The sequence below is a fragment of the Flavobacterium sp. MMS24-S5 genome, from assembly GCF_050320125.1.
GTDB classification, from domain to species: domain Bacteria; phylum Bacteroidota; class Bacteroidia; order Flavobacteriales; family Flavobacteriaceae; genus Flavobacterium; species Flavobacterium tyrosinilyticum.
Genome location: NZ_CP190016.1, coordinates 4,071,707 through 4,085,328, shown reverse-complemented (window position 1 = coordinate 4,085,328; position 13,622 = coordinate 4,071,707). Strand labels below are relative to the sequence as shown.

The 13,622-nt window shown below is 33.6% G+C and carries 11 protein-coding genes; 3 read left to right on the top strand and 8 right to left on the bottom strand.

Annotated features, from left to right (window positions below):
- Positions 1–230: 230 nt before the first annotated feature.
- The 8 genes from ACPWTF_RS18780 to ACPWTF_RS18745 form a co-directional block, all read right to left on the bottom strand.
- Positions 231–1,127: a M16 family metallopeptidase gene (locus tag ACPWTF_RS18780; RefSeq protein WP_427872486.1), complete on the bottom strand. Its 897-nt coding sequence runs from the start codon at positions 1,125–1,127 to the stop codon at positions 231–233.
- Positions 1,099–3,021 (bottom strand): insulinase family protein, encoded by a 1,923-nt coding sequence (locus ACPWTF_RS18775; protein WP_427872485.1) that lies wholly within the window; start codon positions 3,019–3,021, stop codon positions 1,099–1,101. The genes ACPWTF_RS18780 and ACPWTF_RS18775 overlap by 29 nt, the downstream gene beginning before the upstream one ends.
- A gap of 90 nt (positions 3,022–3,111) precedes the next feature.
- Positions 3,112–3,837, bottom strand: coding sequence for a peroxiredoxin family protein (locus ACPWTF_RS18770; protein ID WP_427875773.1), 726 nt, complete (start codon positions 3,835–3,837; stop codon positions 3,112–3,114).
- Complete coding sequence (locus ACPWTF_RS18765) at positions 3,815–4,246, bottom strand: DUF4369 domain-containing protein (protein WP_427872484.1); 432 nt, start codon at positions 4,244–4,246, stop codon at positions 3,815–3,817. The genes ACPWTF_RS18770 and ACPWTF_RS18765 overlap by 23 nt, the downstream gene beginning before the upstream one ends.
- Before the next feature lie 105 nt (positions 4,247–4,351).
- The gene (locus ACPWTF_RS18760; RefSeq protein ID WP_427872483.1) at positions 4,352–5,557 is read right to left on the bottom strand and encodes a redoxin domain-containing protein; all 1,206 of its coding nucleotides are present in this window, start codon (positions 5,555–5,557) and stop codon (positions 4,352–4,354) included.
- 64 nt (positions 5,558–5,621) lie between these two features.
- On the bottom strand, positions 5,622–7,025 hold the full coding sequence (locus ACPWTF_RS18755; RefSeq protein WP_427872482.1) for a RagB/SusD family nutrient uptake outer membrane protein: 1,404 nt from the start codon (positions 7,023–7,025) through the stop codon (positions 5,622–5,624).
- Positions 7,026–7,042: 17 nt separating this feature from the next.
- Positions 7,043–10,633 carry a SusC/RagA family TonB-linked outer membrane protein gene (locus tag ACPWTF_RS18750; RefSeq protein WP_427872481.1) on the bottom strand — a complete coding sequence of 1,197 codons (3,591 nt, stop codon included), beginning with the start codon at positions 10,631–10,633 and terminating at the stop codon, positions 7,043–7,045.
- Between the two features lie 220 nt (positions 10,634–10,853).
- Complete coding sequence (locus ACPWTF_RS18745) at positions 10,854–12,005, bottom strand: FecR family protein (protein ID WP_427872480.1); 1,152 nt, start codon at positions 12,003–12,005, stop codon at positions 10,854–10,856.
- A gap of 280 nt (positions 12,006–12,285) precedes the next feature.
- Here ACPWTF_RS18745 and ACPWTF_RS18740 point away from each other — a divergent pair, with 280 nt between their 5' ends.
- From ACPWTF_RS18740 to ACPWTF_RS18730, 3 genes are all read left to right on the top strand, one after another.
- Positions 12,286–12,903 carry an RNA polymerase sigma factor gene (locus tag ACPWTF_RS18740; protein ID WP_427872479.1) on the top strand — a complete coding sequence of 206 codons (618 nt, stop codon included), beginning with the start codon at positions 12,286–12,288 and terminating at the stop codon, positions 12,901–12,903.
- Positions 12,904–13,004: 101 nt separating this feature from the next.
- Positions 13,005–13,142 (top strand): hypothetical protein, encoded by a 138-nt coding sequence (locus tag ACPWTF_RS18735; RefSeq protein WP_379797128.1) that lies wholly within the window; start codon positions 13,005–13,007, stop codon positions 13,140–13,142.
- A 12-nt stretch (positions 13,143–13,154) separates the two neighbouring features.
- On the top strand, positions 13,155–13,622 hold the full coding sequence (locus ACPWTF_RS18730; RefSeq protein ID WP_427872478.1) for a hypothetical protein: 468 nt from the start codon (positions 13,155–13,157) through the stop codon (positions 13,620–13,622).

The following is a 13,622-nucleotide window of genomic DNA, read 5'->3' as shown; positions in this document are numbered from 1 at the left end:
TTTTGAAAAAAAAGAGCTGTTGGCAAACAGCTCTTTTGGTCTTTCACAGAAAATGGCTTACTAATTCAGATTCTAAAATGAAATAATGAAAGACGAACTATTAAAATTTTAGATTTTAGATTGCAGATTTTAGATTTTGTCGCAGTATAACTTTGACAAAGTTGAACTATCTACACCGTAAACTGAGACTGAATACTGAGACTGTAAACTGAAACTGAACACTAAAAAAACTACTTCAACGGATTCCCGTCTTTATCAAGAGAACCCGATTTAATGATAATCATTTTATCCAACTGAATATATTTTTTAATCGCATCGTTTACTTGTTGTAAAGTTGCTTTATCAATATCTTTTGGATACTGATCGATGTAATTTGGCTCTAAACCTCTTTCGATAAAACTTAAAATAGTTCTCGCCATTCCGCTTGTAGTTGACATTCCTACTTTAAAACTTCCGATTAAGTTGGTTTTCTTGTTTTCTAATTCTTCAGCTGTGATTCCGTTTTTTACCCATTTATCAACCTGAACCATTGTCGCATCCAAACCTTTTTGAAATAAATTTGGGTTGAAAGAAGCGTTTACAAACCAGTAACCTCCTGTTTCGATATTTCCGCCTAAACCAGAAGAAATATTATAGGTTAAACCATCATTATCACGAACAGTCTGCATTAAACGTCCAGCAAAACCAGCGCCTAAAGTATAGTTTCCAATAAAAAACGGAATATAATCGGCATCGGCTCTTTTTAAACCTGTAAACTGCCCGACGAATAATTCTGCACTTGGCTTTTCAGGAATTGTAACCACTTCTGTTTTTGATGGAGATTTTGCAGCCTCTTCAAATTTTAATTTTTCAGTAACTCCCCCATTCCAATTTTTAAATGATTTTTTTAGAGAAGCATTTAGATTCGCTCCATCGGTGTCACCCACAATTACCAAACGCATAGATGCCGTTCCGAAATATTTTTTGTGGAAAGCTTTCACTTCATCCAAAGTTGCATTTTGGATATTCGCAATATTGTCTTCTACGGTCAAACTGTAATTTGGATTTCCTTTTGGATAAATCGCCTGAGATAAAGCAATGCTTCCTCTTTCGCCTGGATCATTCAAATCCTGCCTGCGTATTTCCAATAAATTGCTGTTTTAAATTTTCAAATTCTTTAGCATCAAACAACGGATTTCTTAATTCTTCTGAAAATAAAGCAATTACCTGATCTAAGTCTTTTTTCAAACATTTAAATCCGATATTAATTTTAAAACTTGAAGCATTTACATTTAATGAAACTCCTAGTTTTTGAAGTTTTTCAGAAAATTTAAACTTGTCATTCAAAGTTGTTCCTTTTGATAAAATTGATGCTGTTAATGCTGGAATTATATCATTTTTAGTCTCACTGGCATAATTCCCTAACGAAATGCTTGCCGCAACGGTTACAAAATCTTTTGCTGATGTTTTTACCGAAACCACATCAATTCCAGATACTTTTTCTCTTTTAAAAGCCGAAGCCGATTTTTCGATTAAAGTTTCTGCAGAAATTAATTCTTCTGTTGCGTTCTTTGTTGAAGTTGGAATAGATGAAGCTTCTTCGTGACTATGTCCTTCTTCTGAATGCCTGTAATAAAACGGACCATTTTCTGGCATATAATTATTCGCTTTCGCTGAATCATTATTCTGGTTTCCAGATTGTTTCGGAATAAAATATCCTGTTGTACTTTGGTCATCAACTAAATATTTTTGAGCCACACGCAAAACATCTGCTGGAGTTACTTTTTTCAATCTATCAACTCCTGTAATATAATCTGTCCAGTCGCCAGAAGCGATTGCTTCGTTTAATGCTGATGCAATTACTCCAGAACCATCGCGTGCTAAAATAGTTTGTGCACTAATTTTTGCTACAACTCTATTTACTTCATCCTGAGTCACGCCTTCCTTCTGAATTTTAGCCACAACTTCACTGATTTTTGCATCAATATCTTCATGTTTTGAAGTCGTCGGAAAACCAACACCAATTGTAAAAAGTCCAACTTCTTTAAAGTTTGTTGCACTTGCATAAGAATAAATTCCTAAACGGGTATCAACAAATGTTTTGTTTAAAATAGCAGTCGGCCCAACGCCAATAATCTGAGCCAAAATACTCAGGGCTGGAAGATCTTCGTGTAAAGCTCCCGGAATTTTATACGCTTTGTTTACAACGCCTAATTCTCCAGGTTTTTTAACTGTAATTTTGCGTGCGCCATATTGCTGAGGTTCTTGTGTGTATGGCTGTGGCATTGCGTTTGGTGCTTTTGTAATTTTACCGAAATACTTTTCGATCAATTCAAAGACATTCTCTTTTTTGAAATCTCCAATAATGGTTAAAGTTGCATTATCTGGCCAATAATACGTATTATAGAAATTTCTCAATACTTCAATTGGAGCGTTTTCAATATCGGATTTCCATCCAATTGTAGAATGATGATACGGATGTGCAATATAAGCCGCTGCCCAGATTTCTTTATCTAATAAACTATTCGGATTGTTTTCTCCACGCTCAAATTCGTTGCGCACAACCGTCATTTCTGCTTCTTTATCTTCTTTTAACAATAAAGAATTACGCATTCTGTCGGCTTCGATTTGAAGCGCCAATTCAATTTTATCACTTGGCAGCGTTTCAAAATAATTTGTACGATCGTACCAAGTTGTAGCATTTAACTGTGCTCCTGTATTTTGCAGAACATCAGTAATTGTGTTTCCGTTTTTCTTATTGAAAGTTGGAGTTCCTTTAAACATTAAATGTTCTAAAAGGTGAGTCGATCCTGTATTTCCTAAAACTTCATGTTTAGAACCTACGCGATATACAATTTGTACAGTTGCAACTGGAGAAGCGTTGTCCTGCAAAAGCAAAACATTCATTCCATTTGGCTGGTATAAATATTCTTCGATTCCGCCTAATTCTTTTATTTTCTTGAAGTTAACCGATTTGTTCTGCGCTGAAATTAGGGCGCAGAAAGCTAATGAGCAATAGCCCAGAAAGATGTATTTTTTCATTTTTTTGTTGATATTATTTAAGCAGTATTCAGTTTTCAGTCGCAGTTTACAGTTTTCACTGAGACTGTAAACTGCGACTGAAAACTAACTTTATGATTTACTAAAAATTTCTTTCAATTTAGATTGCAATTCAGCTTCTCTAAGATTTTTAGCAACGATTTTTCCGTCAGGCCCAATTAAGTAGTTGGTTGGAACCATTTTTACTCCATACAAAACAGCAGCTTCATTTTGCCATCCTTTTAAATCAGAAACATGCGTCCAAGTTAGACCGTCTTTTTCAATTGCTTTTTCCCAAAGTTTCTTTTTATCGTCCAATGAAACTCCCAAAACATCAAATCCTTTATCGTGATACGTTTTGTAAGCCACAACTACATTTGGATTTTCTTTTCGGCATCGACCGCACCAGCTTGCCCAGAAATCTACCAAAACATATTTGCCTTTGTAGTCTGATAATTTTACCACTTTTCCGTTTAAATCAGTTTGAGAAAATTCGGGTGCAGGAGCACCAACAGCGGTTTTATCATTAAGATCAATAGCCGTTTTTAATTTTTTTCCGTAAAATGATTTTTGAATTTCTGGAGTTAAAATTGCGTAATATTCTTTTACTTTTTCTGGAGTTCCATAAGACACAATTCGGTCTTCAATTACTAATGCGCCTCCTAAATTGTCTTTGTTTTTTCTGATGAATTTATCTGTCAAATCATCCGCGAAAGCGCCAAGATCTTTCCATTTTTTATCCATCATTGTTTGCTGTTCTGGAGTCAATTTTACTTTTCCTCCTTGGGTTAGCGAATCAGATAATTTGTAAATAGGCACCTGCAATTGCTTGTATTTTTTTGAATTCGTTATCGTAGTACGATTTGTAGAATCCGTTTTGTGTAGCTCCAGTTACTTTAGCCTTAAAAACCGAATCTTTTTTTGCTTCAATCGTAATATCTTCATTATCTAAAAGAAAATACGCGCCGTACTCTTGCCCTTTAATTTTAATGGTATGAAATAACGGTTCTACTGTTTTTCCTGTAAAAGTAAATACACCTTCTTTTACCTCAGCAGAATCGATTATTTTTTTATCTCCTTTTTCGTCTGCAGATTCCAGATAAACCATTCCTTTATCTAATCCTGCAATTTTTCCATTAATTTTAAATCCTTCTTTCTTTTCACAAGAAGTAAATGCAGTCGCAATTGCTAATGCGAATAGGCTAGATTTTAATACTGTGCTTTTCATGTTATATTTTTTATTTGTTAGATTGCGATGTTTTTTTTGGGTTTCAATCGGAGTTCCAGTTTACCTTTTTCACTGTGACTGAGACTGAATACTGCGACTAAAAATTTAAGATTTCAAAAGCTCTTTTAATTTCGCTTCCAATTCTGCACCTCTTAAATTGTCACCGATGATTACCCCTTTACTATCCACTAAATAAGTTGCCGGAATTGCTTTTACATTAAATGCTTTACTCACTTTATCATCATCTAGAAGATTGTGCCATTGCATGTTTTCTTGTCCAAGTGCTTTCTGCCAAGCTTTTTCGTCTTTATCAATTGAAACACTTAAAATTTCAAATCCTTTAGGTCCATATTCAGCGTAAGCTGTTTTTAAGTTCGGAATTTCTTTTCGGCATCGACCACACCATGAAGCCCAAAAATCGACCAAAATGTATTTTTTTCCAGCTACAATGTCTTTTGCGCTAGATGATTTTCCATCTTTATCTTTTAAACTGAAATTGGCAATGCTTGTTCCGATTAAAGATTTCGGATTCAAATCTTTATCTAAAATCTGTCCGTAGTAGCTTTTCTTTGCTGCTTCAGAAAACTGATCGTACAAAGGTTTTTGCTCTGGTGTGAAATAACTAAAGTTGGTCATCATGAAAAATGGTCCCCACCAAGTAGCTTTATGTTTTGAGATAACCTCTAATGTTGTTTTTTCTACTTTCGTAAAAAATGCTTTTTCATCAGTCTCAAATTTTTTCCAAACTGGAAGATTTTGAAGTGAGTCTACCGCTTTTGTGTTTTTATCACGTCTTGCGGCACCGATTAATTTACTTAATTCGTCTGAATCTTTGGTATGATAAGCTGCATAATCTTTTTCGAGTTCCTCTCTAAACGCAGTTTCTTTTTTATAATAATCATTTGATTTTGAACCTGTAACCACTACATCTTTAAAAGAAATTCTCTCTCCTTCTTGATCTGAAACCGAACCAGCTGCTGTAATTTTTATTTTTGAATTTTCGACCATTACAGAAATATTTCCTTTGTTTTTACCAAAGACAACATAGAAAAAACGCGGTTCATTTAATTTTCCTGCAAAAGTAAATTTCCCGTCTTTTAAAGTTGTTTCAGCAACTGGCAGTTCAGAAGAATGTGTAGCTCCGGGAATCAATTTTACCTCAGTTCCGTCTGCTAAACCTGTTATTGTTCCTTCAATTGTATAAGAAGAAACTGGTGCTGAAGTTGCTTTTTTCTTTTGTGCCTGAATGTTGATGGAAACTATAAACAGGCACAGACAGAATGCTACTATTTTATTTTGAATTGCTTTCATTTTTGATTGATATTTAGAAAAAGCTTCCCTTTCGGGGAAATCTAATCAGGAAGCTTTTAGATTATTACTTGTCTACATTTTGTGTAATGGTTCCGTTTCCTGGATTTTGCGTTGCTCCTTGTGGGAAAGGCGATGTCCATAAATGAGAATCAGATTTTAATGTGTACGTAATTCCATTTACGACTTTAGTAAAACTAACTTTGTAAATTCCTTCGGCATTTAAACGGCGTGCATCTGCATAAGGAGTAAGGGTTTGCAGCAATTCATTACTTTTTGTTTTGTAAATAGCGTTCAAAGCAGTTGCTTTATCTGTAGTTGCAATATCCTGATAAGATGCTGGAAGAATACGAGTTTTACGAAGCGTATTTAAAATAGCCAATGCTTCAGTAATTTTATTATCACGTGCCAGACATTCCGCCTTAATTAAATAAACCTCAACACTTGTAATTCCGCCAAAATTGTACATTCCTGACAATATCGAATAGTAATACGTATCTGCTCCTACGGTTCTTATTTTCCAACGAGATTTTAATCGTGCATCTCCCGTTTCAAAGCGCGCTGCTCTTTCTACTGGTATGCTTGGCTCTCTCCCTAATGAACGGCTTGAACCGTGTCTAAAAACATAGTTTTCAACGTTGTTATACCCCATTGGCGAAACTGCTGTTGTATAAGAATTTGGCACATCTATAATGGCTTTATTTGCTTCATAGAAAGCTACCCAGTCAAAGAGTTTATTATTTTCTGCTAATGCCAAATCAGCATATTTTAAAGCTTCTGTATAATTATTCATCTGCAGATAAACTCTTGAATAAAAAGCGTAACCAGCTCCTAAATTAGGATGCAAAGCGGTTTGAGCAACCTTAGGCAAATAAGGCAATGCTTCTTTAATATCATTTAGAATAAAATCATACATTTCCTGAATGGTTACTTGTTTACTTGGCGCATTAATATTGGCACTTGTAATTAACGGAACTGATAATTTTGTTGCCGCTGTAGAAGCTACATAAGTATCTGCATAAAAATTAGTTACATAAAAAAAGTTCATCGCACGCATTATTTTTGCTTGTGCCCAAACTGTTCTCTGTTCTTGCTCAGTCGCTTTAGTGGCCGAAAGTGCATTTTCAATAATTAAATTAAAAGCCGAAATTCCGCTATAAGTGGTGTAATAGGTAGATTCGTCTGATACCTTCAATGCAATACGATCTGCATTTTCGTCCCACATATAATTGGCATTATACAACCTATTGCTTGTAAGTGTAGCAGCTGTTACAAATTGATCATTTAGCAAATGTGTAGCTCCTAGGATATCTATTCTTGTATTGTATTCGTCACGCAAAAAAGCTTCATAGTCTGCTAACGTTTCAGGCGATTTTGCTCCTTTTGGCACATCGTTCAAGTAATCATCGCAAGATGCCAAAGTCAATCCTAAAGCCAATAAGCACGCTACTTTTTTATATATATTTTTCATCGTCTAGTCTTTATAAATTAGAAATTAACATTTACACCCATAACAAAGCTTGGAGATATGAAACCGCCTAACATGTATTTGGCATCTCTGCTTTTGGCAAAAGTGTATACGTTTTCTGCGTTCAAATTGAATCGTACTCCGTCTAGTTTTACTCTTTTAATTAGGTCTTTTGGCATTTGATACGCTAGAGAAATGTTGCTTAATCTTAAATTTGATGCATCCAAAATATTAATATCTGCATAAGAATAAATCGTACGAGATTCTGAATTAAAATCTGCTTCATATTCATAAACCGCTCTCGGAACATTAGTAAAAGCCTCATCACCTGGTTGCATCCAACGATTTGCAATATTGTTGTTTACCACTGTAATATCTGTTACATAACCTCCAAGTGCACCATTGTAATTGTTACTCAACATTGGTAAGAATGTATTTCTTACTTTATGTCCTAACTCATAAATGAAAAGAGCCGAAAGTGAGAAGTTTTTGTAATTTGCTGAGGTATTGAAAGAACCGCTGTGTGTCGGAACTGTCGAACCATAATCTTTGATTGCATCTATCTGACCTGGATTGTATTTTACTGCAGTTCCTGAAGCATCATAAACTTGCGGAATTCCTGTATTGCTTAAACCAGCCCATTGGTAACCATAAATGCTGTTAAAACTTGTTCCAACTCTAGGATAAGCCTGTGGATAATCTAACTGTAAATAGTAAACAGGAGCTTTTACATTTACATAATCTACAGTATTTTTATTATAGGCATACAAAATGGCCGCATCCCAAGAGAAAGAAGGCGTTTTTACAATCGTTCCTCTTAAAGTAGCTTCGACACCTCTGTTAGTCATTTCTCCATTATTAAGTGTGTAAGAAGAATATCCGAATCCTTCTGTTGGAATTCCTTGGCTAGTAGCTAACAAATCTTGACCTTTTTTGTTGTATAAATCTAACGTTCCGCTTAATCTACTTTTAAACAAAGAGAAATCAAAACCAATATTGGTTGTTGTTGTTTTTTCCCAAGACAATTCAGGATTTGGACGTTGCCCCACACTTCCATAAGTTCCTCCAACATTCGCATTAGCATAATAATAAGCTGTTAAATAAGGCGCAGAATCTTTGGCAATGTTTCCGGCAATACCATAAGAACCGCGAAGTTTAAGAGCATCAACCCACGCAACATCAAAAAATGATTCATTGTTGATATTCCAGCCCGCACCTACAGACCAAATTGGCTTGTTTTGGTATTTACTGTCTGTTCCCCAAAGGTTAGAACGATCCCAACGAATACTTCCTGATAATGTATATCTTTTGTCATACGTATAACCTCCAGTTGAGTAAACCGAAACGTAACGGTTTTGCAATTCTTTTTCTAATCCAAAGTCGTTTTGTGACATATAACCGCCAAAAACAGATCCATATACTTTTAATAAATCGGCTTGATTTATTGCTGTAAATGTTAAAGCTTGTGAATCGTAACCATAACGAGTGTTATCATTATATTCTTGTTTAGAATGACGGATTTCCATACCTGCAATCGCAGAGAAATCATGCTTTTCTGCGAAAGTCTGATTGAAATTTAATTGCTGACGGAAATTATAAGCATTAGAAAACTGATTGGTTTCTTTGATAATATCTCCATAAGGCAAGTTGTAAACCGCTTTGTTATTCACAATTGTCACCAAACCATTTACTTTGTTTCTCACATAATATGATTCTCTATCAAATAATTGGCTTGCGCGATCTGAAGCAAATTCATATTGGAACATCGCATTATAAGTAAACGCATGGCTGAATTTTACATTGAACTTAGCAAATGTTCTGTTTAAGAAGTTTTTGTTTTCAATTAAGTTTCTTCCTAATTCATCCATTGGCGTAATATCCATGTTGTAAAGACCATAAGTCTGCATAGAATTAAGTGTGAAATTATTGTAGCGAGAAGCAGCAGTCGAAACAAAATTGCTTCCATCAGCATTAACCAACTGATTATAAGGTTGCCATTTATAACCTGGATTGGCTGGTATTGTAGTTGGATTAAGAGGATTATAATATTGAGTATCTCCTATTCCGTAATTCAAATAAGTTCCCAAATCTAAAGACAGCCAGTTGTTAATTTGTGTTGAGTTTTTCAAATTAATTCCAACCGTTTGGTTTTCAGAATACATATCTTCTAACTGATTGTCTTTGTAAGTTATAGACGCATTAAAAGTATTGTTTTGGCTAGCTTTACCTAAACTAAGGTTGTGTTGCATAAAATACTGATCGCGTTTGGCATATTTTGCTACATCATCGTAGTATTTATACCCCTGAGAACCCAGCTGATTCAAACGATTATTCATATCTGCTTGCGAAATATTTCCTGCATACCCATTTAAAATAGTCTGCATTCCTAAACTTTGAAAAACTGCATTATTCAATAAAGACTGCGCATAAGTAGCTGAATTAGCGGTTTTCAAGTTAGGATTTCCTTCTGCCCATCCTCTTTCTAAACCAATAATATCTGCAGAGCTAGTAAGATTGCCCGTATAATTTCGGTAAGGCGTTACAGTTAAATTACTTGAAAACGAAATATTTGTTTTTCCTTCTTTTGCTTTTTTTGTGGTAATTACGACAACTCCATTTGCAGCGCGAGCACCATAAATAGAAGAAGCTGCGGCATCTTTTAAAACTGTAATCGTTTCAATATCTTCTAAGTTCAAACTAGGAAGATTTTCTTCTATAGATGCATAAGGAGTTAATCTTGTATTTTCGACAGGAAAACCGTCAATAACATATAACGGTGCCGTTACCCCTCTCATTGAAGTTGTTCCACGAATTCTTCCATCCTGATATCCAACAACACGTCCTTCTAAAATTTTATCTAAACTGCTTAAACGTTGTTCTTGAAACTCTTTTGCTTTTAAACTTGAGAAAGATCCTGTTGCCTTTTCTGCCGATATATCCTGATAACCAGTCTTCAAAACCAGTCCTTCAAGTTCAAAAATATCTTCTTTCAAAACAACGTTGATAACACTTCTTCCTTCAACTTTTATTTCTTGCCTAACATATCCTAAATAAGCAAAAGCCAAAGTCGTTTCACTGCTTACTGCAATAATCTGATATTCACCATTAAAATCGGTTTCTACACCTCTTCCTGAACCGTTATCAGAAATCGCCGCACCTACCAAAGGCATTCCTTTTTCATCTGTAACTTTACCTTTTACAATAAAATCTGCTACAGGTTTTTTCTCTTCCGTTTTTTCTGTAGAGACTTTTCTAGGCATCAGAATAATGTGGTTTCCCGATACTTTAAAATCGGTACTCGTATTAGTAAAGATTTTATTTAAAATAACTTCTATTGAAGCTTCATATGCATTTACATCTATTACTCTGTTCAAATCTACAGATCTTACATTATAAACAAATCTGTAATCTGTAGTGTATTCAAGTCTTTCAATCACTTTTGCAACAGTCATATTGCTGGCATTAAAAGAAATCTTGTTTTTTTGAGAATAAGTGGTTCCGGCGTGCATTACTGTTAAGGCAGTTAGCAGAAATAATGTGGTCAATTTCATTTTCAAATCAAATTTCAAAAAAGGCTTATCAAACCTGATTCTGTTCAAGAGTTTTTTCATACTTTTAAATGTTTTTTTTAATGTTGGTTGGTTAATTAACTGACCGCATATACTCTACCGGGAAATGTTGGCGCATTTTCCGGTTTTTTTATAACGATCCTTTTCTTTTTGGATTTCTGTTACATAGGCTTGTTGATTTTAGATTTTAGATTGTTGATTTTAGATTTCTCAATCTTGTTTCTTCGCTCTTTCTTCTTTCTTCTATATTCTTTATGCGTCTTTACTTAATCGTTATTTTGTCTCGGTCAATATTGTAATCAATCGCATAACTGTCGCTAAAATATTTCAAGACCACTTCAATGGGTTCATTATCAAAACGAGCGTTGAAAATTTCTTTTCCGAGTGTTTTATTTCTGTTAATGAAAGTCACATTGTATTGGCGTTCTAGTTTTTTGATAATAGCATCAAAAGAAGCATTTTTAAAAACCAGACTTCCTTTTACCCAATCGGTATAATAATCCGTATTGACCTGTTCTATTTTAATTTCGCTCTGTCCCTGTTGAGCCGAACCTTTAAAACCTGGTGTTAAATAAACCTGATTTTGGTTTGTTTTCTGATCCTTATAAAGCGAAACTTTACCTTCGACCAATACAACATCTGTACTGCTATTATTAGTATACGAATCTACATTGAACTTAGTTCCTAAAACCTCAACATTCACTTGTTGCGCATTTACCGTAAACGGATGGCTTTTATCTTTGCTAACTTCGAAATAAGCTTCACCCGTTAAATACACTTCTCTATTTTGTTTTTTGACAAACTGAACTGGATATTTAAATGACGTTCCAGAATTCAAATGCACTAAAGTTCCGTCTGATAGTTGCACCTCAAATTTTTTACCGTACGGAATTTTCAATGTATTGTAAACCAATTCTCCTTCAGCAAAAGCTTTATTATAAACCAATCTGTTTTTCTCTTGTTTTCCAATAATATTTCCGTCTTTGTCCGTAACATTTTTTTCTCCAGAAATATCAATAGTTTCAGATGAACCGTTACCCAATTGTAAAACAATCTCGTCGACTCTAGGCACAATTACATTTTGTTTAACTTGTTCTGCACTAGAATTTTTATAGAAATAAAAACCTCCCAAAGCCACAATTAAAATCGCAGCATATTTATAATAAGATGAAAATCTTCGTTTATAAAAAACATTATTTTCCTTATTGATTCGTTCCGAAAGCTGTTTTCTAACTTCGGTCGAATCAAAAGTGTTCAAAGCAGTATCAATTGCATAATTGGTTTGCACAAAATCCTTAAATACAATTTGATTCTCTTCTTCTTTTAACCACTCGGTAAGCTGCTCAATCTCTTCTTGAGAAGCCTGATTTGTGATAAATTTAACAATTAGTCTCTCTGACTTTTTTACTGTCATTTTAGTCGTTTTTAATATTATTACGAAGCCAAAAAACAAAACCCTAACAATTTGATAAAGTTTTTTTCATTTTACTGATTTTTTTATTTTTCACAAGTGTTTTCTCTCAATAAAACTCGACTAATTTGATAGATATTACAAACTAAAAGATTTATATTTGCATTTTTCTTCCTTTTTTATTTGTAATAATTTTCAAATAGAAAGGCTAAAAAAAGGTCGATTTGAGCAAATTCAGTTTACTTTTTAACCTCAAAACCTATTAATTTATATATTTGTTTTTATGAAGATTGATGATTACAGCGATAATACCATTCTAATTGAGTCTCTACAAAATGGAGATGAAAGTGCATACACGTACCTTATCGACACCTATCATCATAAACTTTGTGTGTATGCCAACAGCTTGGTAAAGAATGTTTATAGTGCCGAAGATATCGTGCAAAATGTTTTTATTAAAGTTTGGGAACAGCGTACAAGACTAAAAGTAGATCATTCGCTCAAAAGCTTTCTTTACAAACTGGTTTATAATGAGTTTATCGATTTGTACCGAAAAAACCAGTCTTTATTTTCTCTAGAAAAATCGTATTATGATGCCTTAAACGGAATTGTTCAAGAAGAAGATTCTGAATCTTTTCAAAGGGTTTTGAATGCGGTAAACAAAGAGATTCAGAATTTACCGCCAAAATGCAAAGAGGTTTTTATTTTAAGTAAAAAAGAAGGTTTAACCAATATTGAAATAGCCGAACATTTGGATGTTTCTATCAAAACCGTTGAAGCGCAGATTACCAAAGCGTTCTCGATTTTACGAACTTCTTTGGAAGAAAAAGTAAAGAGTGTTTTGTTTCTTATGTTTTCAAGAAAAAAAATGCAAACTAAACCTAATCAAGCTATATTGTAATAAAAATCTTTCTTAAAAATAATTAAAACACTAATAAACAAAGACTTACAACACTACTCAAAATTTGTAGTTTTCAAAATAATAATTACCTTTGCATTATTATGAAAACACAACCGTTACATATTACAAAACCATCTAAAGAAACATTAGAGTTTTTTAGAAATCTTCGTACTTCAAAAGAAGAAAACAAAGCAAAATTAATTGCTAAAAAAGACATTTATTTCCCTAAGTCTAAATAATATATACAAATCTTGGAGTTAGATAAGGAAATTCCTTTTATTACTGAAGAAGGTTATCAATATCTTGTAAGTTTTGTCAAATTTTCTGCAAACGGAATAGATTACGGCATTCCAATAATTGATGTTTCAATCACATTGATGAATAATGAAATTGAGTATAATTCAATTAAAACTTTAAACATTTTTGTTGACATAATACATAATTATTTAAATCAACACAATGTTGTTCTTTATTATTACTGTGATACGGCAGTAATTAAGATGAGGATTAATAGAGATGAAAAACTTTTACCACAGGAGTATAGAAGTAAATTGTTTTCGTCAATGTTCAATAAAAAAAGGATTAACGATTATCTATTAGCAGAAATTAGAATAAGTGATCCGGAAAGAGGCGATCACTTTACTTCTTTGATTTCAAGCGTAAATAATGTTGATAAAATTAAGCTTATTGAAGACGACTTAAAAAAATTCAATAAATAA

Bases quoted from the DNA above. Each gene is read 5' to 3' on its own strand.
- ACPWTF_RS18755 (WP_427872482.1), bottom strand. From the start codon at position 7,025: ATGAAAAATATATATAAAAAAGTAGCGTGCTTATTGGCTTTAGGATTG.
- ACPWTF_RS18765 (WP_427872484.1), bottom strand. From the start codon at position 4,246: ATGAAAAGCACAGTATTAAAATCTAGCCTATTCGCATTAGCAATTGCG.
- ACPWTF_RS18775 (WP_427872485.1), bottom strand. From the start codon at position 3,021: ATGAAAAAATACATCTTTCTGGGCTATTGCTCATTAGCTTTCTGCGCC.
- ACPWTF_RS18740 (WP_427872479.1), top strand. From the start codon at position 12,286: ATGAAGATTGATGATTACAGCGATAATACCATTCTAATTGAGTCTCTA.
- ACPWTF_RS18750 (WP_427872481.1), bottom strand. From the start codon at position 10,633: ATGAAAAAACTCTTGAACAGAATCAGGTTTGATAAGCCTTTTTTGAAA.
- ACPWTF_RS18745 (WP_427872480.1), bottom strand. From the start codon at position 12,005: ATGACAGTAAAAAAGTCAGAGAGACTAATTGTTAAATTTATCACAAAT.
- ACPWTF_RS18735 (WP_379797128.1), top strand. From the start codon at position 13,005: ATGAAAACACAACCGTTACATATTACAAAACCATCTAAAGAAACATTA.
- ACPWTF_RS18760 (WP_427872483.1), bottom strand. From the start codon at position 5,557: ATGAAAGCAATTCAAAATAAAATAGTAGCATTCTGTCTGTGCCTGTTT.